This window comes from Streptomyces sp. URMC 124 (genome assembly GCF_051386455.1).
In the GTDB taxonomy this organism is placed as follows: Bacteria; Actinomycetota; Actinomycetes; order Streptomycetales; family Streptomycetaceae; genus Streptomyces.
The window spans coordinates 39,551-64,053 of record NZ_JBPQTS010000011.1; the positions used below are offsets into that span (position 1 = coordinate 39,551).

General features: G+C 73.3%; 23 protein-coding genes. 9 read left to right on the forward strand and 14 right to left on the reverse strand.

Annotated features, from left to right (window positions below; genetic code table 11):
* The first annotated feature begins 39 nt into the window (after positions 1-39).
* The 6 genes from ACSNOG_RS04135 to ACSNOG_RS04160 all read left to right on the forward strand — a co-directional run bounded on the left by ACSNOG_RS04135 (position 40) and on the right by ACSNOG_RS04160 (position 4,708).
* A complete protein-coding gene (locus ACSNOG_RS04135) occupies positions 40-690 on the forward strand; it encodes an amino acid ABC transporter permease (RefSeq protein WP_436751136.1) in 651 nt (216 codons plus the stop codon).
* Positions 687-1,595, forward strand: a complete 909-nt coding sequence (locus ACSNOG_RS04140; RefSeq protein ID WP_436751137.1) for an amino acid ABC transporter permease — start codon at positions 687-689, stop codon at positions 1,593-1,595. Before ACSNOG_RS04135 ends, ACSNOG_RS04140 begins: the two co-directional genes overlap by 4 nt.
* A gap of 232 nt (positions 1,596-1,827) precedes the next feature.
* Complete coding sequence (locus ACSNOG_RS04145; protein ID WP_436751138.1) at positions 1,828-3,573, forward strand: FAD-dependent oxidoreductase; 1,746 nt, start codon at positions 1,828-1,830, stop codon at positions 3,571-3,573.
* 32 nt (positions 3,574-3,605) lie between these two features.
* Entirely contained in the window at positions 3,606-3,692 is an 87-nt protein-coding gene (locus ACSNOG_RS04150) for a putative leader peptide (RefSeq protein WP_436751160.1), read from the forward strand.
* 84 nt (positions 3,693-3,776) lie between these two features.
* Positions 3,777-4,331: a cysteine dioxygenase gene (locus tag ACSNOG_RS04155; protein WP_436751139.1), complete on the forward strand. Its 555-nt coding sequence runs from the start codon at positions 3,777-3,779 to the stop codon at positions 4,329-4,331.
* Positions 4,310-4,708: a rhodanese-like domain-containing protein gene (locus ACSNOG_RS04160; RefSeq protein ID WP_436751140.1), complete on the forward strand. Its 399-nt coding sequence runs from the start codon at positions 4,310-4,312 to the stop codon at positions 4,706-4,708. The genes ACSNOG_RS04155 and ACSNOG_RS04160 overlap by 22 nt, the downstream gene beginning before the upstream one ends.
* Positions 4,709-4,846: 138 nt before the next feature.
* Here ACSNOG_RS04160 and recX read toward each other — a convergent pair whose 3' ends face one another.
* From recX to ACSNOG_RS04180, 4 genes are all read right to left on the reverse strand, one after another.
* Positions 4,847-5,476: a recombination regulator RecX gene (gene recX / locus ACSNOG_RS04165; RefSeq protein ID WP_436751141.1), complete on the reverse strand. Its 630-nt coding sequence runs from the start codon at positions 5,474-5,476 to the stop codon at positions 4,847-4,849.
* A gap of 3 nt (positions 5,477-5,479) precedes the next feature.
* Positions 5,480-6,595 carry a recombinase RecA gene (gene recA, locus ACSNOG_RS04170; protein WP_436751142.1) on the reverse strand — a complete coding sequence of 372 codons (1,116 nt, stop codon included), beginning with the start codon at positions 6,593-6,595 and terminating at the stop codon, positions 5,480-5,482.
* A gap of 186 nt (positions 6,596-6,781) precedes the next feature.
* Entirely contained in the window at positions 6,782-7,897 is a 1,116-nt protein-coding gene (locus ACSNOG_RS04175; protein ID WP_436751143.1) for an AI-2E family transporter, read from the reverse strand.
* A gap of 55 nt (positions 7,898-7,952) precedes the next feature.
* Positions 7,953-8,147: a DUF3046 domain-containing protein gene (locus tag ACSNOG_RS04180; protein WP_436751144.1), complete on the reverse strand. Its 195-nt coding sequence runs from the start codon at positions 8,145-8,147 to the stop codon at positions 7,953-7,955.
* A gap of 80 nt (positions 8,148-8,227) precedes the next feature.
* Here ACSNOG_RS04180 and ACSNOG_RS04185 point away from each other — a divergent pair, with 80 nt between their 5' ends.
* The 3 genes from ACSNOG_RS04185 to ACSNOG_RS04195 all read left to right on the forward strand — a co-directional run bounded on the left by ACSNOG_RS04185 (position 8,228) and on the right by ACSNOG_RS04195 (position 14,874).
* Positions 8,228-9,148, forward strand: a complete 921-nt coding sequence (locus ACSNOG_RS04185; protein WP_436751145.1) for a hypothetical protein — start codon at positions 8,228-8,230, stop codon at positions 9,146-9,148.
* Positions 9,149-9,262: 114 nt separating this feature from the next.
* Positions 9,263-14,011 carry an ATP-dependent helicase gene (locus tag ACSNOG_RS04190; RefSeq protein WP_436751146.1) on the forward strand — a complete coding sequence of 1,583 codons (4,749 nt, stop codon included), beginning with the start codon at positions 9,263-9,265 and terminating at the stop codon, positions 14,009-14,011.
* Between the two features lie 56 nt (positions 14,012-14,067).
* Positions 14,068-14,874 carry a DNA-formamidopyrimidine glycosylase family protein gene (locus tag ACSNOG_RS04195; RefSeq protein ID WP_436751147.1) on the forward strand — a complete coding sequence of 269 codons (807 nt, stop codon included), beginning with the start codon at positions 14,068-14,070 and terminating at the stop codon, positions 14,872-14,874.
* A gap of 67 nt (positions 14,875-14,941) precedes the next feature.
* Here ACSNOG_RS04195 and ACSNOG_RS04200 read toward each other — a convergent pair whose 3' ends face one another.
* The 10 genes from ACSNOG_RS04200 to ACSNOG_RS04245 all read right to left on the reverse strand — a co-directional run bounded on the left by ACSNOG_RS04200 (position 14,942) and on the right by ACSNOG_RS04245 (position 24,273).
* Positions 14,942-15,301 carry a hypothetical protein gene (locus tag ACSNOG_RS04200; RefSeq protein WP_436751148.1) on the reverse strand — a complete coding sequence of 120 codons (360 nt, stop codon included), beginning with the start codon at positions 15,299-15,301 and terminating at the stop codon, positions 14,942-14,944.
* 110 nt (positions 15,302-15,411) lie between these two features.
* Positions 15,412-15,624, reverse strand: a complete 213-nt coding sequence (locus ACSNOG_RS04205; RefSeq protein ID WP_436751149.1) for a hypothetical protein — start codon at positions 15,622-15,624, stop codon at positions 15,412-15,414.
* A gap of 71 nt (positions 15,625-15,695) precedes the next feature.
* On the reverse strand, positions 15,696-16,166 hold the full coding sequence (locus ACSNOG_RS04210; RefSeq protein WP_436751150.1) for a Dps family protein: 471 nt from the start codon (positions 16,164-16,166) through the stop codon (positions 15,696-15,698).
* Between the two features lie 244 nt (positions 16,167-16,410).
* Positions 16,411-16,794, reverse strand: a complete 384-nt coding sequence (locus tag ACSNOG_RS04215) for a helix-turn-helix domain-containing protein (RefSeq protein ID WP_030368713.1) — start codon at positions 16,792-16,794, stop codon at positions 16,411-16,413.
* A gap of 94 nt (positions 16,795-16,888) precedes the next feature.
* Entirely contained in the window at positions 16,889-17,437 is a 549-nt protein-coding gene (locus tag ACSNOG_RS04220) for a CinA family protein (protein ID WP_436751151.1), read from the reverse strand.
* Positions 17,434-18,084 carry a CDP-diacylglycerol--glycerol-3-phosphate 3-phosphatidyltransferase gene (gene pgsA, locus ACSNOG_RS04225; protein ID WP_436751152.1) on the reverse strand — a complete coding sequence of 217 codons (651 nt, stop codon included), beginning with the start codon at positions 18,082-18,084 and terminating at the stop codon, positions 17,434-17,436. The genes ACSNOG_RS04220 and pgsA overlap by 4 nt, the downstream gene beginning before the upstream one ends.
* Positions 18,081-19,556 (reverse strand): 30S ribosomal protein S12 methylthiotransferase RimO, encoded by a 1,476-nt coding sequence (gene rimO, locus ACSNOG_RS04230; RefSeq protein ID WP_436751153.1) that lies wholly within the window; start codon positions 19,554-19,556, stop codon positions 18,081-18,083. The genes pgsA and rimO overlap by 4 nt, the downstream gene beginning before the upstream one ends.
* Positions 19,557-19,684: 128 nt before the next feature.
* Positions 19,685-20,506 carry a helix-turn-helix domain-containing protein gene (locus tag ACSNOG_RS04235; protein ID WP_436751154.1) on the reverse strand — a complete coding sequence of 274 codons (822 nt, stop codon included), beginning with the start codon at positions 20,504-20,506 and terminating at the stop codon, positions 19,685-19,687.
* Positions 20,507-20,704: 198 nt separating this feature from the next.
* Positions 20,705-23,482, reverse strand: a complete 2,778-nt coding sequence (locus tag ACSNOG_RS04240; RefSeq protein ID WP_436751155.1) for a DNA translocase FtsK — start codon at positions 23,480-23,482, stop codon at positions 20,705-20,707.
* 104 nt (positions 23,483-23,586) lie between these two features.
* Entirely contained in the window at positions 23,587-24,273 is a 687-nt protein-coding gene (locus ACSNOG_RS04245) for a response regulator (RefSeq protein WP_058047234.1), read from the reverse strand.
* Between the last annotated feature and the right edge of the window lie 230 nt (positions 24,274-24,503).

Below are 24,503 nucleotides of genomic sequence, written 5' to 3' on the forward strand. Positions count from 1 at the left end.
CCGCACGTGATCCGCTACTGATCAGCCGGGAGCGATGCCTTGAACGTTCTGTCGGACCACTTCGCGGAGTTCCGCGAAGGATTCCTCGGCACCGTGGAGCTCACGGGGCTCAGCGGGCTGCTGGCCCTGGTGCTGGGCATACTGATGGCGGCGTTCCGGGTCTCCCCGGTGCCCGCCCTGCGAATATTCGGCACCACCTGGGTGACGCTGCTGCGCAACACCCCCCTGGTGCTGCTGTTCCTCGCCGTCACCCTGGGCCTGCCCGCCCTCGGCCTCAAGGGCTGGGACTCCTTCTGGCTCGCCGTGCTGACGCTCGGGTGCTACACCTCGGCGTTCATCTGCGAGGCCGTCCGGTCCGGCATCAACTCCGTACCGGTGGGCCAGGCCGAGGCCGCCCGCTCGATCGGGATGACCTTCAACCAGACGCTGAGCCAGGTCGTGCTGCCCCAGGCCACCCGCACTGCGGTGCCTCCCATCGGCAGCCTCATGATCGCCCTCGCCAAGAACACGGCGATCGCCTCGGGCTTCAACGTCACGCAGCTGGGGTCGGTGCAGAAGTCGCTCAACGCCGACACCGGCTACAACATCTACGTGATCTTCCTCTGGATCGCGATCTGCTACATCATCATCACCCTCGCGATCAGTGGTCTGTTCCGGCTGCTGGAGAACCGTCTGGCGGTGGTCCGGTGAGCGCCAACGTCCTCTACGACGCCCCCGGCCCCCGGGCACGGGCCCGCAACCGCCTCTACGGTGCGCTCTCCACGGTGGCGATCCTCGCCCTGATCGCGTTCGTCATCTACAGGCTGGACGACACGGGGCAGTTCCAGGCCGGCCTGTGGGACGACTACGAGTACAGCGACACCCACCAGCGGATCGTCGACGGCCTGCTGACGACCCTGAAGACGTTCGCCATCGCGGCGGTGCTCTCGGTCTCGCTCGGCGCGGTGCTGGCGGCCGCCCGGCTGTCCGACCACCGGCCGGTGCGCTGGGCCGCCACGGTGGTGGTGGAGTTCTTCCGCTCCATGCCGCTGATGATCATGATCTTCCTGCTCTTCGCGGGCGTCTTCACCAACGATCCGATGTGGGCGCTCGTCCTCGGGCTCACCCTCTACAACGGCTCCGTGCAGGCCGAGATCTTCCGCTCCGGCATCAACGCGGTGCCCCGGGGCCAGAGCGAGGCCGCCTACGCGCTCGGGCTGCGCAAGACACAGGTGATGTCGGGCGTCCTGATCCCGCAGGCCGTGCGGACGATGCTGCCGTCGATCATCAGCCAGCTCGTGGTGACGCTGAAGGACACCGCGCTCGGGTTCGTCATCCTCTACGAAGAGCTGCTCTTCGTGGGCAAGGCCTTCGCCGAGCAGACCAAGCCCGTGAACGGCGTCTACGCCTTCATCCCGATGGTCATCATCTTCGGTTCGATCTACATCCTGCTCTGCCTCGCGCTGTCTTCCGTGGCCACCTGGGTCGAACGGCGCACGCAGCGCTCGCGCAAGGGCAGCCCGCCCGCGATGCCGGCGGCCGCGGGCGCCGTCACGACCGGGACCGCCGCGGGCGCGGACGGAGCCTCCGGCGCACAGCCGCCCCACGGGGGCTGATCCTCCGCGCGTGACGCCCCGTCGGCCGGGCAGGCCGGCGGGGCGCGCCGCGTGCGGCGCGCCGCAGCGAGCGCCCTGATCACTTGACGCACGCACCCGCAGTGGGTTGCATACGTTCTGTGATCGAGCACCGCGTTCCCCCCGTCGGATCCCGAACGTCCCGTACGCCCCGTACGTACCGTGGAGCCCCCGGCAGGGATCTCGGCCGCAGCGCGCACCGTGGAGCCGTGCCGTGGACCCGGTGATCGTCGTCGGGGCGGGCCCGGTCGGCCTCATGCTCGCCCTGTGCCTCGCCCGCCACGAGGTGCGCGTCGTCCTCCTCGACGAGGCCTCCGACGGCCCCGCGCCGGGCGAGGAGCGCCTGGCCCGTACGGTCGTGCTCGGCCCGGACACCGCGGCCCTGCTGGAGCGCCTGGGATGCGCCACGGAGGACGGAGCCCGCTGGACGGGCTGGCGCACCATGCGGCGCCGCACGGTCGTCAGCCGGCTGGCGTTCACGCCCCCCGGGGAAGCCGCGGAAGCCGGCGCCACCGAGGGCGCGGAGACGGCCGGCCCCTCACCGCTGCACCTGCCGCAGCACGCGCTGACGCGGGAGCTGAAGGCCGCACTGGTCTCCGAGGAGAAGGTGCGGATCGTCCGCGGGGCCCGCCTGGAGAACCTGCGGCAGGACGCCTTCGGGATCTCCGCCCACCTCCGCGGCGACAACAGCTCGGCCTGGCGGGGCAGTTATCTCGTCGGCTGCGACGGCGCCCGGTCGACCGTGCGCAAGCTGCTCGGCGCCCGCTTCCCCGGGCGCACGGCCGTCGAGCGGTACGCGGTCGCCGCGCTCCGGGCCGAGCTGCCGTGGCCCGGCGAGGCCGTGCTGCAGCGGTCGCCCGCACGGGGCGGCGAGGTGACGGCCCGCCCCCTGCCCGGCGGCGTGTGGCGGCTCGACTGGCCGCTGCCCCCCGGCGGCGAACTCGTCACGCCCGACGCCCTCCTGACCCGGGTGCGCGACTCGCTGGCCGCCTGGTGCGGAGACGTCCCGCCCTACGAGCTCCTGGACACCGGCGTGCACCTCGTGCACCACCGCCTCACGCGCCGGATGCGCACCGGCCGCGCCTTCCTCGCCGGAGATGCCGCACACCTGCTGGGCGCGCTCGGCACCCACGGTCTCGACGAGGGGCTGCGCGACGCCGGGAACCTCGCCTGGAAGCTGGCCCTGGCCTGGCACCACGGCGCCTCGGAGACCCTGCTCGACAGTTACCAGGCCGAGCGGCGCGGAGCCGTCGGCGCCCGGCTGCGCGCCGCCGACCGGGCCCTCCCGGCGGTTCGGGGCGAGGGAGGATGGAGCGCCGTACGGCGCACGCTGGTGCCGGGCGCCCTGCGCGGGCACGACGAGCTGCTCACCGACGGCCACCTCGGGCGCGGGCAGCTCGGCACGCCCCCCTCGTACCCCCACACGCCCCTGGCACCGGCCGCACCGCCGGCCGGCTCCGTCGCCGTGGACACCCCGCCGGGGGCGCAGGCGGAGAACGTGGCGGTGACGGCACCGGACGGCACCATCGTGCCGCTGCGGGAGCGACTCGGCGGCGACCTCCTGGTGATCCTGACCGCCCCGGGCAGCGGGGTGTGGGAGCGCCGGCACTGGGCGGACGCCGGGCTCATGCCGCAGCTGGTTGCCGCCGTCAGCGCCCTGCCCATGCGCGCCGAACTGCTCGTCACCGACGAGTATCCGGGCGCCCCGGCCCACACCGTGCTGGTGGTCCGCCCTGACGGCCACCTGGTCGCGGCGCTCGCCGGGGTGCGGCCCGCAGAGCTGTACGCGTGCGCGGACGCCGTACGGGGCGGGGCGGCCGGCGGCGCGGAAGCCGGTGACGAGGGCCGCTCCGGCTCCGCCGGGACCGCGGCGGCGGGCGCGGCCCCCGGGGGCGGGAAGGGCGCCGGGAGCGCGCAGCCGCCGTCGGAAGCCCCCAGCGAAGCCACAGCCAACCGTTGACCGGCACCGATCACCATGATTGACTACGGAACGTGACTGACACCGGCGCGCGCTTCTGGCGGAGGGTCCATCTGGACCTGCTCCGCTACGCGGGCTGCGTCTGTCGTCCGTCCTGCTGATCCGCATTCCCTCCGCGCAGCCTGCGTGTGCGCTCCGTGCGCCTGCCGCCGCGCGCCCCTTCGCGATCACCCAGGACGGTTCCCGTGTTCCTCCCCCTGCCCACGCCCGTGCCCGGCTCCTCCACGGTCGCCCCCGGCTCCCCCGGGGCGCCCTCCGAAGCCGACCTGCTCGCCTTCGCCCGCCGCGCGGCCGCCGACACACAGCTGGTCTCCTCCCTCCCCCTGGACCCCCAGGGCCGCACCTGGATGCGGCTGAACGGGCCGGGTGACAGCGAAGCCTGGCTGATCGGCTGGCCGCCCGGGACCGGCACCGGCTGGCACGACCACGGCGGTTCGCACGGCGCGTTCGCCACCGCCGGAGGCGTGCTGACCGAGCACTCGCTCGCGGCCCGGATGCCCACCGACGGCTGGAGGAGCCTGGAGCTGGCCGACGACATCGACCGCGAGCGGAAGCTCTCCGAGGGTGAGGGCCGGGCCTTCGGCGCCCACCACGTGCACCAGGTCTTCAACGCCTCGGCGGAGCAGCACGCGGTGTCCGTGCACGCCTACTACCCGCCGCTGCCGCTCATGCGGCGTTACAGCCGCAGCGGGCAGGTGCTGCGGCTGGAGCAGGTCGAATGGCCGCAGGAGTGGGCGTGAGGGTCGAGGAGCTCCTGGCGGCCGCGCGGGAGGGCCTGGACCGGCTCGGCCCCGCGGAGGCCGCGGCCGCCCACGCCGGGGGCGGGCTGCTGGTGGACATCCGGTACGCGGCGCTGCGGGAGCGCGACGGGCTCATCCCCGGGGCGCTGGTGGTGGAGCGCAACGAGCTGGAATGGCGGCTCGACCCGTTGTGCGAGCACCGCGCCGCCGAAGCGACCGGGCATGACCTGCGGATCGTCGTGATCTGCAACGAGGGGTACGCCTCAAGCCTGGCCGCAGCCTCCCTGCGCCTGCTGGGCCTGCACCGCGCCACGGACCTGGCGGGCGGCTTCCAGGCGTGGCGCGCGGCGGGCCTGCCGGTGGACGCCGGGACGTAGAGCACGCCGGCTCGCACCAGCACGCCGGCACGTGAAGGAGGCCATGGCGGCGACGTGCCGACAAGGCGGCATGACGGCATGACGGCATGACGGCATGACGGCATGACGGCATCCGCGGGCGGCCCCGCCGCGACGGGCCTAAACGTCCGGCAGGCAGTGGTCCAGCAGCTCCGGGTCCTCGCCCTCCTCCTCCAGCGCGCGGCGCACCACGCGCAGGGCGAGGCCCTCGGAATAGCCCTTGCGGGCGAGCATCCCGGCGAGGCGGCGCAGCCGCTTCTCGCGGTCCAGCCCGCGGGTGGAGCGGAGCTTGCGCTCGACCAGCTCGCGGGCGGTGTGCTCCTCCTGCTCGGCGTCGAGCTGCCCCACCGCCTCCTCGATCACTGCGGAGTCGACGCCCTTGGTGCGCAGCTCGCGCGCCAGGGCCCGGCGGGCCAGGCCGCGGCCGTGGTGCCGGGACTCGACCCAGGCCCCGGCGAACGCCGCATCGTCGATCAGGCCCACGTCCTCGAAGCGGGAGAGGACCTCCTCGGCGACCTCGTCCGGGATCCCCCGCTTGGCGAGGGCGTCCGCGAGCTGCTTGCGGGTGCGCGGGGTCCCGGTGAGCAGGCGCAGGCAGATCGCCCGCGCCTGCTCCTCGGGCCGCGGCGGTGCCCCGTCGTCCCCGGCCCTCGACGAGGAGGGGGCGCCACCGCCGGTACGGTCGTCCACGTCCGGTCCCGGCGGGTCCTCCCCGGCGTCCGGCCGGGGGTACTCCCATCGCCGTGCCATGGATCAGCTCTTGGCAGCCGTGGCCTTGGCCGCCTTCGCCGTGGACTTCGCCGGGGCGGGCACGGACTTGGCCGGATCGGCGGCCGCGGCGTCCGCAGCGGGCTCGCTCTCCTCGGCCCCGGGCTTGACGCCCACGCCCAGCTTCTCCTTGATCTTCTTCTCGATCTCGTTGGCGAGGTCGGGGTTGTCCTTGAGGAAGTTGCGGGCGTTCTCCTTGCCCTGGCCGAGCTGGTCGCCCTCGTAGGTGTACCAGGCACCGGCCTTGCGGATGAAGCCGTGCTCGACGCCCATGTCGATCAGACCGCCCTCGCGGCTGATGCCCTGGCCGTAGAGGATGTCGAACTCGGCCTGCTTGAAGGGCGGCGCGACCTTGTTCTTGACGACCTTGCAGCGGGTGCGGTTGCCGACCGCCTCCGTGCCGTCCTTCAGGGTCTCGATGCGGCGGATGTCGATGCGCACCGAGGCGTAGAACTTCAGCGCCCGGCCACCCGTCGTGGTCTCGGGGGAGCCGAACATCACGCCGATCTTCTCGCGGAGCTGGTTGATGAAGATCGCGGTGGTCTTGGACTGGTTGAGCGCGCTGGTGATCTTGCGGAGCGCCTGGCTCATCAGGCGGGCCTGGAGACCCACGTGCGAGTCGCCCATCTCGCCCTCGATTTCCGCACGCGGCACCAGGGCCGCGACGGAGTCGATGACGATCAGGTCGAGCGCGCCGGAGCGGACCAGCATGTCGACGATCTCGAGGGCCTGCTCGCCGTTGTCCGGCTGGGAGAGGATGAGGTTGTCGATGTCGACGCCGAGCTTCTTGGCGTACTCGGGGTCGAGCGCGTGCTCGGCGTCCACGAAGGCCACCGTGCCGCCGGCCCGCTGGGCATTGGCCACGGCGTGGAGGGTCAGGGTCGTCTTACCGGAGGACTCCGGTCCGTAGATCTCCACCACGCGGCCGCGCGGGAGGCCGCCGACGCCGAGGGCGACGTCGAGAGCGGTCGACCCGGTGGAGATGACCTCGATCGGCTCGTTCGGCCGCTCTCCGAGGCGCATCACGGCGCCCTTGCCGAATTGCCGTTCAATCTGTGCGAGCGCGGCGTCCAGCGCCTTCTCGCGGTCGGTGCCTGCCATGGGTTCCACCCGGTTTGCTTGAGTCGATCGCTTCACGTCCACGACGCTAACGCCTGCCACTGACAATGCGCCCGGGCGTCGCTCCGGCCTGTGGATAACCCGGCCCGGAAAGGGGCCCGGGACGCGGTTCCGCTCACGGCTCCACAGCGCCGGGGAACCCATAAGAATGGATGTTCGATTTTGGTGTCAAGCGCGCCGCTCCGGGGCCGGCGCGATCTCGTAGCGCCTCACGTACGCCCCGAGGAAGGCCTGCAGGGTCGCCGTCGCCGGGATGGCCACCAGGGCGCCCACCGCCCCGAGCAGGGCCGCGCCCGCCACCACCGACCCGAAGGCGACGGCGGGGTGGATGTCGACGGTCCGCGCGGTGATGCGCGGCTGGAGCACGTAGTTCTCGAACTGCTGGTAGACCACGACGAAGCCGAGCACCCAGACCGCGTACCAGGGGTTCACCGTGAAGGCGAGCAGCACGGGCAGGGCGCCCGCGAGGTAGGTGCCGATGGTCGGGATGAACTGGGAGACGAAGCCCACCCAGATCGCGAGCGCCGGGGCGTAGGGCACCCCGAGGATCACCAGCAGCACGTAGTGGGCGATGCCGGAGATCAGGGCCATCAGGGCGCGCGAGTAGATGTAGCCGCCGGTCTTGGAGACGGCGAGCTCCCAGGCGCGCAGCACCTCCGCCTGCCGGCGCGGCGGCAGCACGGAGCACAGGGCACGGCGCAGCCGGGGACCGTCGGCCGCGAAGTAGAACGAGAAGAGCAGCACGGTGAGCAGCTGGAACAGCCCGCCCAGGACGGTGGCCGAGATGTCCAGGACCCCGCTGGCGCTGCTCTTCACGTACCGCTGGAGCCACTCCGAGTGCAGCAGGCTCTCCTGGACCGCGACGCGGGACAGGCGCGTGTGGAACACCCGGTTGACCCACTTGATCACCGCGTCCAGGTAGGAGGGGAAGTTCTCCACCATGGTCATGATCTGATCGGCGAGCATCGAGCCGAGCAGCGCGAAGAAACCCGCGACGACGACGGTGACGGCGAGGAAGACCAGGCCCGTCGCGAGCCCGCGGCGCATGCCGCGGGCGGCCAGCCGGGAGACGGCCGGCTCGACGGCCAGTGCGAGGAAGAAGGCGATCAGGACGTTGAGCAGCAGCCCGATGAGCTGCTGGAAGGCCCAGACCGCCAGCATGAAGCAGGCGAGCAGGGCGAGCGCGGTCACCATCGCGCGGGGCAGCCAGCGCGGCATGGCGGTGCCGGGGCCGGACGGAGGCGGTGGTGGTGGGGCGGGTTCCGGAACGGGGTCGTCTACCACGCCGCAAGTGTGGCCTATCGGATGAAACGGAATCCTGAGGCGGCCGCCCGGTATGTCACCGCCTGTCCTCGGGGATGTCCATCGCCCTGCACACCGCGCGCCACACGTCCTTGGCGTTCCAGCCCGCGTCCAGCGCCTCGTGCACCGTCCTCCCGCCCAGCTCGGACATCACGTGGTCACGTGCGAAGGAGTCGGCGTACGCCGCGCCGAAATGATTCGCCATCCGCTGCCAGAAAACCGTCAACCGCATGCGCCCAGTATCCCGCCCCTGAGGGTGCTGCCCGGCACGAGGCGGTGACCGGGGGCCGTTTCCCGCCCTACGGTCGGTGCATGGCCCGATCCGGAACATCCCCCGCAGTCCGTGCCGAACAGTTCATCTGGCTGACCGCCCGCGTCCTGGAGCAGCGGAGATTCGCCTTTCACTTCCTGGACGGCGGCCCCGACGCCGTGGAGTCCGCCCTGACGGCCTACCTGGGCGAGGACGGCGGCTACGGCTTCGCCCTGGAGCCGGATCTGCGCGGCCCGGTGAGCCAGCCGCTGCACACCGTCTACGCGCTGCGCGTCCTCGACGAGATCGGCCGCTGCGGCGACCGGCGCATGGAGCGCGTCTGCCGCTACCTGACGTCCGTCTCCACCGCCGACGGCGCGCTCCCCGCGCTCCACCCCTCGCTGCGCGGCTATCCGGCGGCCCCGTGGATCCCCGTCGTGGAGGATCCGCCGAGCGACCTGCTGGCCACCGGCCCCGTGGTGGGGCTCCTGCACCGCAACGAGGTCTGGCACGCGTGGCTGTTCCGGGCGACCGACTTCTGCTGGGCCGCGGTCGAGGCCCTCGGAAACGGGACCAGAACTCACCCGTACGAGGTAGAGGCTGCCGTCGCCTTCCTGGACGGGGCGCCCGACCGGGCGCGTGCCCGCACCGCGGCCGAGCGCCTGGGCCGGGCCGTGCGGGAGCAGCGGCTGGCGGTCCTGGACCCCGCGCGCGTGGCCGACTACCCCGTCCCGGAGGGGTACGCACCGGGTGAGCACCACTACCCGCACGACTTCGCGCCCGCCCCGGACTCGCTGGCCCGCTCCTGGTTCACCGATGCCGAGCTGGACCATTCGCTGGACTTCCTCGCCGCCTCGCAGCAGGAGGACGGCGGCTGGCCGATCCGCTGGCGCGAATGGGCGCCCGGCACCCGCCTGGAGAGCCGTCCCATGGTGACGCTCTCCGCGCTGCTGACCCTGCGCGCTTACGCCCGCCCCGTGTGACGGCGTAGGCCCCCGCCGCTCCACTCCTCTCCGGCCGGCCTCGCTTTCGCCCGACCGCCTGGGCTGACCTGCGGGTTCGGGTCATTGTCAGTGGTGCGGTGCACGATGGGTGGCATGGCGGACGAGACGGCGGCCGGTGCGGCGGCGGATGCGGACGGAGCCCTCGCGGGGTTCTCCGAAGCGACGCGCGCGTGGTTCACGGGAGCCTTCAGCGCGCCCACGGCGGCGCAGGAAGGGGCCTGGCGGGCCATCGGCGAGGGGTCGGACGTCCTGGTGGTCGCGCCCACGGGATCCGGTAAGACGCTGGCGGCCTTCCTCGCCTCGCTCGACCGGCTGGCGAGCGTCCCTCCCCCGGCCGAGACCAAGAAGCGCTGCCGGGTGCTCTACGTCTCCCCCCTCAAGGCCCTCGCGGTGGACGTGGAGCGCAATCTCCGCAGCCCGCTGACGGGCATCCGGCAGGCGGCCGTCCGCCTGGGGCTGCCCGAGCCGGAGGTGCGCGTCGGGATCCGCTCCGGCGACACCCCGCCCGCCGAGCGCCGGGCCCTCGTCAACCGCCCGCCGGACATCCTGATCACGACCCCCGAGTCGCTCTTCCTGATGCTCACGTCCGCCGCCAGGGAGGCGCTCAAGGGCGTGGAGACCGTCATCCTCGACGAGGTGCACGCCGTGGCGGGCACCAAGCGGGGCGCCCACCTCGCCCTGTCCCTGGAGCGGCTCGACGCACTGCTGCCCCGCCCCGCGCGGCGCATCGGCCTCTCCGCGACCGTCCGGCCGGTGGACGAAGTGGCCCGCTATCTCTCGCCGCGGCGACGGGTGGAGATCGTCCAGCCTCCGTCCGGCAAGGAGTTCGACCTCTCGGTGGTCGTGCCGGTGCAGGACCTGGGCGAGCTGGGCGCCTCACCGGTCCAGGACGGCGGTGACGGCAAGGACAGGCCGTCCATCTGGCCCCATGTGGAGGAGCGGATCGCCGATCTCGTCCAGGCGCACCGCTCCACCATCGTCTTCGCCAACTCCCGCCGGCTGGCCGAGCGGCTGTGCAACCGGCTGAACGAGATCGCCCACGAGCGCGCCACGGGCACGCCCCTGCCCGAGCACCACTCCCCCGCCGAGCTGATGGCCGAGTCCGGCGCGGCCAGGGGGGCGCCGCCGGTCCTCGCCCGCGCGCACCACGGCTCGGTCTCCAAGGAGCAGCGGGCCCTGGTCGAGGAGGACCTCAAGGCGGGCCGGCTGCCCGCCGTCGTCGCCACCTCCAGCCTGGAGCTGGGCATCGACATGGGCGCGGTCGACCTGGTGGTGCAGGTCGAGTCGCCGCCGTCGGTCGCCTCCGGGCTGCAGCGGGTCGGCCGCGCGGGCCACCAGGTCGGCGCGGTGTCCACGGGCGTCGTCTTCCCCAAGTACCGGGGAGACCTGGTGCAGGCGGCCGTGGTGACCGAGCGGATGCGCTCGGGGTCCATCGAGTCCCTGCGGGTGCCCGCCAATCCGCTGGATGTCCTGGCCCAGCAGATCGTCTCCATGGTCTCCGTCGACACCTGGGACGTGGAGGAGCTGCTGGCCCTGGTGCGGCAGGCCGCCCCCTTCGCCTCCCTGCCGGAGTCGGCGTACACGGCGGTGCTCGACATGCTCGCCGGCCGCTATCCCTCCGACGCCTTCGCCGAGCTGCGGCCGCGCCTGGTGTGGGACCGCGTGGCCGGTACGGTCACGGGCCGCCCCGGGGCGCAGCGGCTCGCCGTCACCTCCGGCGGCACCATCCCCGACCGCGGCCTGTTCGGCGTCTTCCTGGCCGGAGCCGACTCCAAGGACGCCGCCAAGGGCGGCCGCCGGGTCGGCGAGCTGGACGAGGAGATGGTCTACGAGTCGCGCGTGGGCGACGTCTTCACCCTGGGCACCACCTCGTGGCGGATCGAGGACATCACGCGCGACCGCGTCCTCGTCACCCCCGCGCCCGGCGTCCCGGGGCGCCTGCCGTTCTGGAAGGGCGACCAGCTGGGGCGCCCCCTCGAACTGGGCCGCGCTCTGGGCGCCTTCCTGCGCGAGGTCGGCTCCGCGGACGCGGACGCCGCCCGGGAGCGGCTCTCCTCCGCCGGTCTCGACACCTGGGCGGCGGACAACGTCCTGGCCTATTTGAACGAGCAGCGCCAGGCGTGCGGGCACGTGCCGGACGACCGGACGATCGTCGTGGAGCGCTTCCGCGACGAGCTCGGGGACTGGCGCGTCGTCGTCCACTCGCCCTTCGGCGCGCAGGTGCACGCCCCCTGGGCGCTGGCCCTGGGCGCCCGGCTCGCCGAGCGGTACGGCATGGACGCCCAGGTGATGCACGCCGACGACGGCATCGTGCTGCGGCTGCCCGACGCCGACCTCATGGGGCTGGACCTGCTGGACGCCGATCCCGCCGGCCGGGGCGCGGAGTACGACGGCGAGCAGTCGCCCGTCGGCGCCGCCGACGTCACCTTCGACAAGGGCGAGATCGACCAGATCGTCACCGACCAGGTCGGGGGGTCCGCCCTGTTCGCCGCGCGCTTCCGCGAGTGCGCCGCCCGGGCCCTGCTGCTTCCCCGGCGCAACCCCGGCAAGCGCACCCCGCTGTGGCAGCAGCGCCAGCGCGCCGCCCAGCTGCTGCAGGTGGCCGGGGAGTTCGGTTCGTTCCCGATCATCCTGGAGGCCGTCCGCGAGTGCCTCCAGGACGTCTTCGACGTCCCCGGCCTCACCGAGCTCATGGGCGACATCGAATCGCGCCGCGTCCGGCTCGTGGAGGTGACCACCCCCGAGCCGTCGCCGTTCGCCCGCTCGCTGCTCTTCGGCTACGTCGCCCAGTTCCTCTACGAGGGCGACTCCCCGCTCGCGGAGCGCCGCGCGGCCGCCCTGTCGCTGGACTCGCGCCTGCTCGCCGAGCTCCTGGGCCAGGCCGAGCTGCGCGAGCTGCTCGACGCGGAGGTGCTGGCCGACCTGGAGCGCGAGCTGCAGTGGCTGACGGACGACCGGCGCGCCAAGGACCGCGAGGGCGTCGCCGACCTGCTGCGCCTGCTGGGCCCGCTGACCGACTCCGGCCTGGCCGAGCGCGGCGCCGACCCCGCCTGGGTGCGGGAGCTGGCGGAGTCCCGGCGCGCCGTGCGCGTGCGGATCGCCGGCGAGGAGCGCTGGGCGGCCGTCGAGGACGCCGGGCGGCTGCGCGACGCCCTGGGCACGGCCCTGCCCGTCGGCGTCCCCGAGGCGTTCACCGAGCCGGTCAAGGACCCGCTGGGCGACCTCCTCGCCCGGTACGCCCGCACCCACGGCCCCTTCACGTCCGCCGCGGCCGCCGCCCACTTCGGCCTGGGCACGGCCGTGACCGACGGCGCGCTGCAGCGCCTCATGGCCACCGGCCGCGTCGTCCAAGGAGAGTTCCACCCCTCGGGGATCGGCCAGGAGTGGTGCGACGCGGCGGTCCTGCGCAGGCTGCGCCGCCGCTCCCTCGCGGCCCTGCGGCACGAGCTGGAGCCCGTGCCGCCCGCTGCGCTGGCCGCGTTCCTCCCCCAGTGGCAGCACGTCGGCACCCACAGCCTGCGCGGCGTCGACGGACTGCTGCGCGCCGTCGAGCAGTTGCAGGGCGCGCCGGTCCCGGCGTCCGCCCTGGAGAAGCTGGTGCTCCCCGGCCGCGTGCGCGACTTCGCCCCGGCCATGCTCGACGAACTCACCGCGGCGGGTGAGGTGGTGTGGGCCGGGGCCGGAGCCCTCCCCGGCAAGGACGGCTGGGTGTCCCTGCTGCTCGCCGACGCCGCCCCGCTGCTGCTGCCCGCCCCGCACCCGCTGGAGATCTCCCCCGTCCACCAGGCGGTGCTCGACGCGCTCTCGGGCGGCTACGGCCTGTTCTTCCGGCAGATCGCCGAGCGCGTGCGCGCCGCCGTCCCCGACGTCACGGAGCCGCAGATCGCCGACGCCCTGTGGGACCTCGCCTGGTCCGGCCGGCTCACCACCGACACCCTCGCCCCGCTGCGCGCCCTCCTCGGCTCGGGGCGGACGGCGGGCTCCACGGCGCACCGCGCCAAGCGCGCGGTGCCGCGCGGCCGCTACGGCTCCTTCACGGCGCGCGGCGGCCTGCCCACCACGCCGACCGCCGCCCGCGGAGGCCCTCCCACGGTCGCGGGCCGCTGGTCCCTGCTCCCCGCGCACGAGCCCGACCCCACGCACCGCGCCCACGCCCTGGCCCGTACGCTCCTCGACCGGCACGGGGTCGTCACCCGCGGAGCGGTGGCCGCGGAAGGCGTGGAGGGCGGCTTCTCCGCCGCGTACCGCGTGCTGTCCGTCTTCGAGGAGAGCGGCCAGGCGCGCCGCGGCTACGTGGTCGAGGGCCTGGGAGCCGCGCAGTTCGCCATGGACGGCGCGGTCGACCGGCTGCGGGCCGCGAGCACGGCGCGCGACCGGGCGGCCGGCGGCACCGCCGCCCCGGCCGGCGCCCCGTGGGAAGCCCCCTCCGCGGCCCCCCGCCGGTCCCGGGCCGTCGTCCTCGCCGCGGCCGACCCCGCCAACGCCTACGGCGCGGCGCTCTCCTGGCCCGAGCCGCCCGCCGGAGCCACGCACAAGCCGGGGCGCAAGGCGGGCTCGCTGGTCGTGCTCCTCGACGGCGCGCTCGCCCTGTACATGGAGCGTGGCGGCAAGACCCTGCTCGCCTGGCCGCAGCAGGAGGGGGCCGAGACGGCCGAAGCGGGCGACCCGGGGCTGCGCGAGGCGGCCGAAGCGCTGGCCACCGCGGCCCGCGCGGGCGCGCTCGGCACCATCACGGTCGAGCGCGTCAACGGCGCGGCCGCGCTGTCCTCCTCCCTGGGCCCCCTGCTGGAGACGGCGGGCTTCCACGCCACGCCCAAGGGCCTGCGCCTGCGCGCGCCCTGAACGGATTGCTCCTGCGGCACACGAACACGGACGCGGGAAGAAGCGGAGGAAGACGCATGCCCGAGGGAGACACCGTCTGGCGCACCGCGCGGGAGCTCGACCGGGCCCTGACCGGCGCCCCGCTGATCCGCTCCGACCTGCGCGTGCCTTCCCTGGCCACCGTGGACCTCACCGGCCGCCGTGTCACCGAGGTCCTCCCCCACGGCAAGCACCTGCTCACGCGGGTGGAAGGCGGACTGACCCTCCACTCGCACCTGCGGATGGACGGCGCCTGGCGGGTGTACGCCGCCGGCGAGCGGTGGCGCGGCGGCCCCGGGCACCAGATCCGCGCCGTGCTGGCCACCGCCGACCGCACGGCCGTCGGATACCGCCTGCCCGTGCTGGAGCTGCTGCGCACCGCCGACGAGAGCTCCGTGGTCGGCCACCTGGGCCCGGACCTCCTGGGCCCGGGCTGGGACGCGGCGGAGGCGCTGCGCCGGCTGCTCGCCGACACCGGCCGGCCCGTCGGCGAGGCCCTGCTCGACCAGCGCAACCTCGCCGGCATCGGCAATGTCTACAAGTCGGAGCTCTGCTTCCTGCTCCGGATCTCCCCCTGGCTGCCCGTCGGCGACGTCCCGGCCCCCGAGCGCCTGCCCGCCCTCGCCAGGAAGCTCCTGGAGGCCAACAAGGCGCGCACCACGCGCATCACCACCGGCGATCCGCGCCCCGACCACCGGGTGTGGGTGTACGGCCGCGCCGGCCGTCCCTGCCGCCGCTGCGGCACGCTGCTGCGCACGGCGGACCAAGGGGAGCCGGGGCAGGAGCGCGTCACGTACTGGTGCCCGGCCTGCCAGCCCGGCCCGGCACCCGGGCACGCCGGATGATTAAGCCGGACGAGTGAAGCCTCGCATTGCGTCGAGATCCACCCCCACGCTCGCCCCTGCCGGCCCTCTACCCACCCCCGTACTCGTCCACGGCCGCGTCCGGCCGTCTTCCACCCCGGCCGCCGCCTCCGCGACCGCCACTCCCGCTGCGCCGCCACCACGCCCACGCCAGCCGGCCCGCCCGCGCGGCCAAGGCCCCCAGGAGGCCCTCCCGGGCGTCACGCCGGCGCCAGGGGGCGCAGTGCACCGGCAGCAGGCTCAGGCCCCACCCCCCGGCGAGGACGAGCCCGTCCACGGGCTCCGCGCGCTCCGGCTGCACGAGCAGCCTCAGCAGGGCCCACCACCAGACACCACCGGCGACGAGCGCTGCCGCCCGCCCCAGCAGGACGTACGGCCGGCGGCAGCCCCAGACATCACGCCGGACCATGGCTGCCTCCTTCGGCCGACGCTAGACCGGCTTCCCCTGGCGTGGGAGAGCGCACCGGAAGCCGGAAGCGGCGCGCTGCCCGCCCGTACGCGCCCGTGCGGCGCCCGCGGTCAGCCGGCGTCCCCGCCCCGCAGCCGCGCCAGCTCCTGCTCCAGCTCCGTGATCCTGCGGTCGCGCTGGTGCAGGTCGGTGATCAGCCGCTGCTCGCCCTCGTGGGTGCCCTCCTGGTACACGCGGCGCACGAAGGTGCCGGCCGTGGTCTGGTCGAGGTCCGTGAGCACCATCAGCTCGTTCGTGAAACGGATCACCGGGTGCTCGTCCATGTCCCCAGGAGAGCGCGGCCGGGCCGCGGGCGCCACCGGAGGCAGCTCCGGTGCGTACGGCCCTGGCGGCGTCAGGCGTTCTCCGCCTGGAACATCCAGTGGTGCTTCTCGAGGTCGCCGGTGAGGCCGATCAGCAGGTCCTGGGAGACCGGGTCCGGCTCCTCGGTGGCGCGGATGCGCTCCCGCATCCGGGTGATCACGGCGCCGAGCGCGGCGACGAGGGTCTGCACGGCCTCGGTGTCCTTGCACCAGCCACCGCCGACGGGGTCGATGCCGCTGGTCTTGGCGACGGTCTCGGCACGCCCGTCCGGCGCGACGCCGAGGGCCGAGGCGCGCTCGGCGACGGTGTCGGCGTGCAGGCGGGCGCTCGCGACGACCTCGTCCAGCTGAAGGTGGACCGAGCGGAACCGAGGGCCCACGACGGTCCAGTGCACCTGCTTGGCCACCAGCGAGAGGTCCACGAGGTCGACCAGGGCGCCCTGCAGGGCGTCCCCCACGATCTTGCGATCCTGCTCGGACAGCGAGCTCTTGACGACAGACATCCAGGTTCTCCCCATCTCAACGGTTTGGCCCGTTTGTTACGGGTTGTTCGTCTTTTTATCCGCCTTCCCGCCGACCCGCCATCGCACACCACCACAGATCCACTCCGGTCGGGAGGCCGGCCTGGAGGCCCGCCCGGAGACCGGCGCGAGACCGGTCGAAGGCCTTCCCGAGTCCGGCCCCCAGGCCTTGCGGAAACACGAAATCCCGGTCGGAGAACCGACCGGGATTCCGGGAAAACGCCTGTCAGGCCGCGACCACGTCCACGGCCTCGGCGGGAGCCTTGATCGTCACTCGCTCCCCCGGTACGCCCGTCACGGACGTCACGGACACCGCATTGAACATCGGCCGCATCGGCGCGGGTACCGGCTCGCTCGCCGCTGCCGACTGCGCCAGCTCGGCGAGCGACAATTCATCGCTGACCTCGCGCATGACCTCGGACATCCGTACGTCCAGAGCGTCGCAGATTGCGGAGAGAAGCTCGGAGGACGCCTCTTTCTGCCCCCGCTCGACCTCGGAGAGGTAACCGAGCGAGACCCGGGCGGATGAGGAGACCTCGCGCAGAGTGCGGCCCTGGCGCTGGCGCTGCCGACGCAGCACGTCACCCAGCAGGCGACGGAGCAGAATCATCGGTGGCTCCCTCCTTGGACCGCGAATCCGGATCCTTCACGCCCCACCGTACCGCCTCGGGCTCCGGCCGTGCGGGGAGCTATGTCGTGTTCACTCAGGGCTGCAAACATCCATTCCCCCCGTTGTGTTCCGTATCCTTTGCGCCCACGTTTTCCGTCAGTTCGTTCAGCAGCAGTTCCAGCACCGACCGGACGCTCTCCGACCGGATCCGCGAGCGGTCCCCGTCGAGCGAGAGCTCGCGCACCCGGGTGCGCTCGCCCGGCCCCGCGACGGCCACGAAGACCTTCCCGACGGGCTGCCCGTCCTGGGGCTCGGGACCGGCGACCCCGGTCGTGGCGAGCCCCCAGTCGGCGCCCAGCAGCGCGCGGACGCCGTGGGCCATCTGCCGGGCCACATCGCCGTCGACGGCGCCGCGCGCGGCGAGGAGGCCCTCGTCCACGCCCAGCACCGCGGCCTTGACCTCGCTGGCGTACGCCGTGACCGACCCGCGCACCGAGCGGGACGCGCCGGGCGCCGCGGTCAGCTCCGCTCCGACCAGCCCTCCCGTGAGCGACTCGGCGGCGGCGACGGTCTCGCCGCGCGCCACCAGTGCGGCCAGGACGGCCGAGGCCACCGGCGCGTACGTGTCGCCCGCCGCGCTCATCGGGACGCGGTCCCGGAGTTCCCGGCGCCCGCCGCGGCCCGGCCGGCCCTGCGCAGCACGACGGCCTGCTTCACGTAGTCGAGCCCCGTGGCCACCGTCAACACGACGGCCACTGCCATCACCCAGAAGCGAGCAGTGGCCAGCGCCCCGTTCAGCATGAGGATGTACATGCCGACGGCGACGCCTTGGGCGAGGGTCTTCATCTTGCCGCCGCGGCTGGCCGGGATGACCCCGTGCCGGATCACCCAGAACCGCATCAGCGTGATGCCGATCTCCCGGAAGAGGATCACGCCGGTGACCCACCACGGCAGGTCGCCCAGCGCGGACAGGCAGATCAGCGCCGCGCCCATGATCGCTTTGTCGGCGATGGGGTCGGCGATCTTCCCGAAGTCGGTGACCAGGTCGTAGGCCCGGGCCAGATGACCGTCGAAGAGATCGGTGATCATGGCGATGGCGAAGGCGGCCCAGGCGAAGGAGCGCCAGGCCGGGTCGTGGCCGCCGTTGTGGAGGATCAGCAGCACGAACCCGGGCACGAGCAGCAGCCGCACCATGGTGAGGATGTTCGCGATGTTCCACAGCCCGGCCGGCCGTCGTACGGATGCCGCCGGGGCGTGGCCTCCGGTGGCGGAGGCCGGGACTCCGGTCATCTGCCCGCCTCCTCGGTACACCCTCCGTCGCCGAGCGGTTCGGCGACGAGGTCGACGCCCTCGCTCGCCACGACCTTGGCCACGACCATACGGCCGGGGACGAGGTCCGGGCCGGTGCCGAGCATGACCTGGCCGTCGGTCTCGGGCGCCTGGTGGGCGGCCCGGCCGAGCACGCCGTCCTCCTCGTCCACGCGGTCGACCATCACCTCAATGGTCTCTCCGATCCGCTCCTCCGCGCGCTGCGCGGTGAGCTCCTCGGCGAGCCGGGAGATGCGCGCGAGGCGCTCGGCGACGGTCTCGGGGTCGAGCTTGTCGTCGTACGTGGCCGCCTCGGTGCCGTCCTCGTCGGAGTAGCCGAAGACGCCGATGGCGTCGAGGCGGGCTCCGGTCAGGAAACGTTCCAGCTCAGCGACGTCCTCCTCGGTCTCACCGGGGAAGCCGACGATGAAGTTGGAGCGGGCGCCGGCCTGCGGGGCCTTGGCCCGGATCGTCTCGAGCAGCTCCAGGAAGCGGTCGGTGTCGCCGAAGCGGCGCATGGCGCGCAGTACGCCGGGGGCCGAGTGCTGGAAGGACAGGTCGAAGTAGGGCGCGACCTTCTCGGTGGAGGTCAGCACGTCGATGAGGCCGGGCCGCATCTCCGCCGGCTGCAGGTAGCTGACCCGGATCCGCTCCAGGCCGTCGACCGCCGCCAGCTCGGGCAGCAGCGTCTCCAGCAGGCGGATGTCGCCGAGGTCCTTGCCGTAGGAGGTGTTGTTCTCCGAGACCAGCATGATCTCCTTCACGCCCTGCTCCGCGAGCCAGCGCGTCTCGCCCAGCACGTCGGAGGGGCGGCGGGAGATGAAGGAGCCGCGGAAGGAGGGGATGGCGCAGAAGGAGCACCGCCGGTCGCAGCCGGAAGCGAGCTTCACGGAGGCGACGGGGCTGGACTCCAGCCGGCGGCGCAGCGGCGCACGGGGCCCGGAGGCCGGCGCCACGCCCTCGGGCAGGTCCTCGGGAGGGGTGTCCTGGGCGTGCCCCGGAAGGGCCACGTCGGCGCTCTGCCGCTCGGCGGGGCTGATCGGCAGCAGCTTGCGGCGGTCGCGCGGGGTGTGGGAGGCGTGGACGCCGCCCGAGAGGATGGTCTGGAGCCGGTCGGAGATGTCGGCGTAGTCGTCGAAGCCGAGCACGCCGTCGGCCTCGGGCAGCGCCTCGGCGAGCTCCTTGCCGTAGCGCTCGGCCATGCAGCCGACGGCGACCACGGCCTGGGTGCGCCCGTGGTCCTTGAGGTCGTTGGCCTCCAGCAGGGCGTCGACGGAGTCCTTCTTCGCGGCCTCGACGAAGCCACAGGTGTTGACGACGGCCACATCGGCGTCGGCGGCGTCCTCCACGAGGTCCCAGCCATCCGCCGCCAAGCGGCCTGCCAGCTCCTCCGAGTCCACCTCGTTACGGGCGCAGCCAAGTGTGACAAGAGCGACGGTACGGCGTTCGGGCATAGGGCTCAGCCTACTTTGTCCCGGAGCCGCATCCGCTGCCGAGGCTCCCGGCGGCGCCGGTGGGCCACGAGAGAACGATCACCCGGCAGCGCGTCCCCCAGCCGTCCGCGCCGGCCCTCCGCCGCAGGTCAGCCCGCTACGGGGTCTCCCTTGGTGTAGCTCAGACGCTGGACCTGGCCCTTGTCTCCGACATTCTTGACCTCCTTGCCGTTCACGAACAGCCGAACCGCTCCGGCGTTGCCCAGGACGAGATCGATCCGGGTGTTGTCGGTGAAGGTCTTGGAATCGCCCTGCTTGAGGACGCCCTCCTCCAGCAGCCGGCCGTTGTGGTCCTTGGCGGACATCCAGGTCTGGCCGTTCTCGGCGGCGAGCTTGACCGTGACCTTGTTGGCCGGGGCGCCGGCGATCGCGTTGCCCGAGGGCTCCCGCTTGGGGTCGGCGGGCTTGCCGGACGGCGGCTTCTTGCTCGGCGAGGCCGGGGGCTTGGCGGAGGGCGAGTCCGCGGCGACGGAGCCGCCTCCGCTCTTGGCGCCGCCGTTGAAGAGCGTGAAGCCGACGAAGCCGACGACGGCCACGATCGCGGCGACCATCGCCGCCGTCCAATTGGGCCGACGGGGCTCGGGGCGGATGCGCTCGGCGTCGAAGACGGGGGCCGCGGGGGTCGGGGCGGGGCGCCCGCCGCGCTCGGCGTCGTAGCGCGCGAGCAGCTCGGCCGGGTCGAGCCCGACGGTCAGCGCCAGGGTGCGGATGTGCCCCCGTGCGTAGACGTCTCCGCCGCAGCGCGAGAAGTCGTCCTGCTCGATCGCGTGCAGGATCGGGATGCGCACCCGGGTGGTGGAGCTGACCTCGTCGACGGTCAGTCCGGCGCTGATACGGGCCTGCTGGAGGGCCCGGCCGATCGACGGCCGGTCTTCTGCTTCTGCGTCTGCGGAGGAGTTGCCGATGGACACGTGGGCGCCTTTCGAGCGTGTAGCCACCTGCTGGGAGTTCAGTCTAGGGGGGATACGAAAGCCGCGGGCAAGCGGGAAGCCGGACTTTGTACGCCATCAGATGACTCTGCGGCGCCGACGGTGGGACATCGGACCGCCCCCCTTTCTCAACTCGACACGCCGCCGAGAGAAACGGTTGACCAGGAATCTGCGGCGCCGTCAGGAACCGCCGTCCCCGCGGATCACCGCGAGCACGGCATCCAGCTCGTCGGGCTTGACGAGGACGTCTCGGGCCTTGGAGCCCTCGCTCGGGCCCACGATGCCCCGCGACTCCATCAGGTCCATGAGTCTGCCCGCCTTGGCGAATCCCACACGCAGCTTGCGCTGCAGCATCGAGGTCGAGCCGAACTGGGTGGAGACGACCAGCTCCGCGGCCTGGCACAGCAGGTCCAGGTCGTCGCCGATGTCCTCGTCGATCTCCTTCTTCTTGGCCGTGCCCACGGTGACGTCGTCCCGGAAGACCGGCGCCATCTGGTCCTTGCAGTGCTGGACGACGGCCGCGACCTCGGCCTCGGTGACGAAGGCGCCCTGCATGCGGACCGGCTTGCCCGCCCCCATGGGCAGGAAGAGGCCGTCGCCCTTGCCGATCAGCTTCTCGGCGCCCGGCTGGTCGAGGATGACGCGGCTGTCGGCCAGCGAGGAGGTGGCGAAGGCGAGCCGGGACGGCACGTTCGCCTTGATCAGGCCGGTGACCACGTCGACGGACGGGCGCTGGGTGGCCAGCACGAGGTGGATGCCGGCGGCGCGGGCGAGCTGGGTGATCCGCACGATCGAGTCCTCGACGTCGCGCGGGGCGACCATCATCAGGTCCGCCAGCTCGTCGACGATCACCAGCAGATAGGGGTACGGGGAGAGCTCGCGTCCGCTGCCCTCCGGAGGAGTGACCTTGCCCGCCCGCACGGCCGCGTTGAAGTCGTCGATGTGCCGGAAGCCGAAGGCCGCCAGGTCGTCGTAGCGCAGGTCCATCTCGCGCACGACCCACTGCAGGGCCTCGGCCGCGCGCTTGGGGTTGGTGATGATCGGGGTGATCAGGTGCGGGATGCCCTCGTAGGCGGTCAGCTCCACGCGCTTGGGGTCGACGAGCACCATGCGGACCTCGTCGGGCGTGGCCCGCACCATCAGCGAGGTGATGAGGCAGTTGATGCACGAGGACTTGCCGGAGCCGGTGGCGCCGGCGACGAGGATGTGCGGCATCTTCGTCAGGTTGGCCATCACGTAGCCGCCCTCGACGTCCTTGCCGAGCGCGACGAGCATCGGGTGGTCGTCCCCGGCGGCGTCCGCGAGGCGCAGGACGTCGCCGAGGTTGACCATCTCCCGGTCGGTGTTGGGGATCTCGATGCCCACGGCGGACTTGCCGGGGATCGGGGAGATGATGCGGACGTCCGGGCTGGCGACGGCGTAGGCGATGTTCTTGGCGAGGGCGGTGATGCGCTCGACCTTGACGGCGGGGCCCAGCTCCACCTCGTAGCGCGTGACCGTGGGGCCGCGGGTGAAGCCGGTGACGGCGGCGTCGACCTTGAACTCGGAGAAGACGGTGGTCAGTGCGGCGACTATGGCGTCGTTCGCGGCGCTGCGCGCCTTGCCCGGCCCGCCCCGCTCCAGCAGGTCGAGCGTGGGCAGCGAGTAGGTGATGTCGCCCGAGAGCTGGAGCTGCTCGGCCCGCGCGGGCAGGCCCGGCGCCGCGTCGGGGGCGGGCGCGGGCTTGGTGAGGTCCGGCACGCCCCGGGTGAGGTCGGGGACGTCCTTGGTGCGGTCCTGCACGGCGCCGGGACGCTCACCGCGGCCCCGTGCGCCCGGCACGGGGCCCGGCTGCCCGGTGTCCTGCCCGATGCCGCTGCTGAGCCCGGCGACGAGCGGGGTGGGCGGCACGCCGTGCAGCACGGCGCCGTCGAGCGAGGCGGCGGCAGCGGCCGCCATGTCGACCGCGTCGGGCTCGCGGCCGGAGGGGGGCTCCACAGGCTGCCCGGCGGGGCGGCGCTGCTTGCGCCGCTTGTTCAGCGCCTCCTCCTCGGCCTGCTCCGGGCCGGGCGCTCCGGCGGCCCGTCGCGTCGCAGCGCGGCGGGGGCGCGCGGCGGGCTCCTCGCGCCAGTCCTCGGCGTAGTCCGCGTAGGCGCCGGCGTCCTCCGCCTCGTACTCGCCGGGCAGCGGCTCGATCAGGCCGAGCCGGATCCCCAGCTGCCGCAGGCGGCGCGGGATGGCATTGACCGGCGTGGCGGTGACGACCAGCAGGCCGAAGACGGTGAGCAGCACCAGCAGCGGCACGGCGAGGACCTCGCCGACCGTGAAGACCAGGGGTTTGGACGCGGCCCAGCCGATCAGGCCGCCCGCGTCCTGCAGGGCCTGCGAACCGTCGCCCCGCCCGGGCGACCCGCAGGCCACGTGGACCTGCCCGAGGACGCCGACGACCAGCGCCGACAGGCCGATGACGATCCGTCCGTTGGCCTCGGGGCGCTCGGGGTGGCGGAAGAGCCGGACGGCGATGATCCCGAGGAGTATGGGCACGACGAGGTCGAGCCGGCCGAAGGCGCCGGTGACGAGCATGGTCACCAGATCGCCGACGGGGCCCTCCAGGCTGGACCACGTGCCCGCGGCCACGATGAGGGCGAGGGCCAGGAGCAGCAGCGCCGCGCCGTCCTTGCGGTGGGCCGGATCGAGGCCCCGCGCGCCGCGGCCGACGCCGCGGAACAGCGCGCCCACGCCGTGCGCCACGCCCCGCCCCACGCGGCGGACGCCGCCGGCGGGAGCGGGAGCACGCTTGGGTGCCCGTTTGGCCGCGGCCTTCTTGGCGGGCGCTTTGCGGGGCGGCGCCTTCTTGGCGGGTGCCCTGCCCGCGGGCCTGGGCGCTGCCTTCTTGGCGGTACCCCCGGAGCGCCCGGCACGCTGCTTCGAGGTGCCCGCCGCGCTCTGGGAACCCTTGCCGGACGTACGTGAGGCCATGGAGGCGAGATTACCGTTGCCGGGCGCGAGGGACACCCGCGCCCCGGCGTTCACCCGTTCGTGTCGCGGGCCTGTTTTTGCAAGGGTGACAGGGCGTCAAACGGTCAGCTGGGAGCGGGCAGCGGGCTCGCTCCGCTGCCGGCGCCGGGCTCCAGGGCGTCCAGCGCGCGCCGCAGGCCGGTCAGCTTGCGCTCCAGGTGGGCGGCGGTGGCGACGGCCGCGGCATCGGCGGACTCGTCGAGCTGCTTGGTGAGCGCCTCGGCCTGCTCCTCGACGGCGGCGAGCCGTGCGGAGAGCTCGGCGAGCAGCCCCGCGGGCTCCTGGGCGGCCGCCGCGCCCGTACGCCCCGACTGGCCGTTCTCCAGCTGCAGCCGCAACAGGGCAGCCTGCTCGCGCAGCTGGCAGTTCTTCATGTACAGCTCGACGAAGACCGAGACCTTGGCGCGCAGCACCCACGGGTCGAAGGGCTTGGAGATGTAGTCCACCGCACCCGCGGCGTAACCGCGGAAGGTGTGGTGCGGGCCATGGTTGATGGCGGTCAGGAAGATGATGGGGATGTCCCGCGTCCGCTCCCGCCGCTTGATGTGCGCCGCGGTCTCGAATCCATCCATGCCAGGCATCTGGACGTCCAGCAGGATCACTGCGAAATCGTCCGTCAGCAGCGCCTTGAGCGCTTCCTCCCCTGACGATGCCCGTACCAGTGTCTGATCGAGCGCCGAGAGGATGGCCTCCAGCGCCAGCAGATTTTCCGGCCGGTCATCGACCAGGAGGATCTTGGCCTTCTGCACCATGGCCCGTCCTCCTCGCCCCGGCAGTGCACCGGGCGCCGCCCCAGGGGACGACTCCCTTGCGCCGCCCGTCCTTGTGCCGGTCATGGTAGCCGCACCCCGCCGGTCGCCACACCCTGTCACCGCGATGTCACTGTGCACGTAGCAGAAACGTAGTGGGGGACCAGAAGGTTCCCCGAATCCCCGGTCCCCACACGTCCTCGCGCACACTCGGTCAGCGGCCGCCCGCGCGG

Bases quoted from the DNA above. Each gene is read 5' to 3' on its own strand.
- ACSNOG_RS04220 (WP_436751151.1), bottom strand. From the start codon at position 17,437: ATGAGCGCGGCGGGCGACACGTACGCGCCGGTGGCCTCGGCCGTCCTG.
- ACSNOG_RS04205 (WP_436751149.1), bottom strand. From the start codon at position 15,624: ATGGACGAGCACCCGGTGATCCGTTTCACGAACGAGCTGATGGTGCTC.
- ACSNOG_RS04215 (WP_030368713.1), bottom strand. From the start codon at position 16,794: ATGATTCTGCTCCGTCGCCTGCTGGGTGACGTGCTGCGTCGGCAGCGC.
- ACSNOG_RS04160 (WP_436751140.1), top strand. From the start codon at position 4,310: ATGGCCGCAGGAGTGGGCGTGAGGGTCGAGGAGCTCCTGGCGGCCGCG.
- rimO (WP_436751153.1), bottom strand. From the start codon at position 19,556: ATGCCCGAACGCCGTACCGTCGCTCTTGTCACACTTGGCTGCGCCCGT.
- ACSNOG_RS04245 (WP_058047234.1), bottom strand. From the start codon at position 24,273: ATGGTGCAGAAGGCCAAGATCCTCCTGGTCGATGACCGGCCGGAAAAT.
- ACSNOG_RS04185 (WP_436751145.1), top strand. From the start codon at position 8,228: ATGGCCCGATCCGGAACATCCCCCGCAGTCCGTGCCGAACAGTTCATC.
- ACSNOG_RS04210 (WP_436751150.1), bottom strand. From the start codon at position 16,166: ATGTCTGTCGTCAAGAGCTCGCTGTCCGAGCAGGATCGCAAGATCGTG.
- ACSNOG_RS04200 (WP_436751148.1), bottom strand. From the start codon at position 15,301: ATGGTCCGGCGTGATGTCTGGGGCTGCCGCCGGCCGTACGTCCTGCTG.
- ACSNOG_RS04195 (WP_436751147.1), top strand. From the start codon at position 14,068: ATGCCCGAGGGAGACACCGTCTGGCGCACCGCGCGGGAGCTCGACCGG.
- recA (WP_436751142.1), bottom strand. From the start codon at position 6,595: ATGGCAGGCACCGACCGCGAGAAGGCGCTGGACGCCGCGCTCGCACAG.
- ACSNOG_RS04180 (WP_436751144.1), bottom strand. From the start codon at position 8,147: ATGCGGTTGACGGTTTTCTGGCAGCGGATGGCGAATCATTTCGGCGCG.
- recX (WP_436751141.1), bottom strand. From the start codon at position 5,476: ATGGCACGGCGATGGGAGTACCCCCGGCCGGACGCCGGGGAGGACCCG.
- pgsA (WP_436751152.1), bottom strand. From the start codon at position 18,084: ATGACCGGAGTCCCGGCCTCCGCCACCGGAGGCCACGCCCCGGCGGCA.
- ACSNOG_RS04240 (WP_436751155.1), bottom strand. From the start codon at position 23,482: ATGGCCTCACGTACGTCCGGCAAGGGTTCCCAGAGCGCGGCGGGCACC.
- ACSNOG_RS04190 (WP_436751146.1), top strand. From the start codon at position 9,263: ATGGCGGACGAGACGGCGGCCGGTGCGGCGGCGGATGCGGACGGAGCC.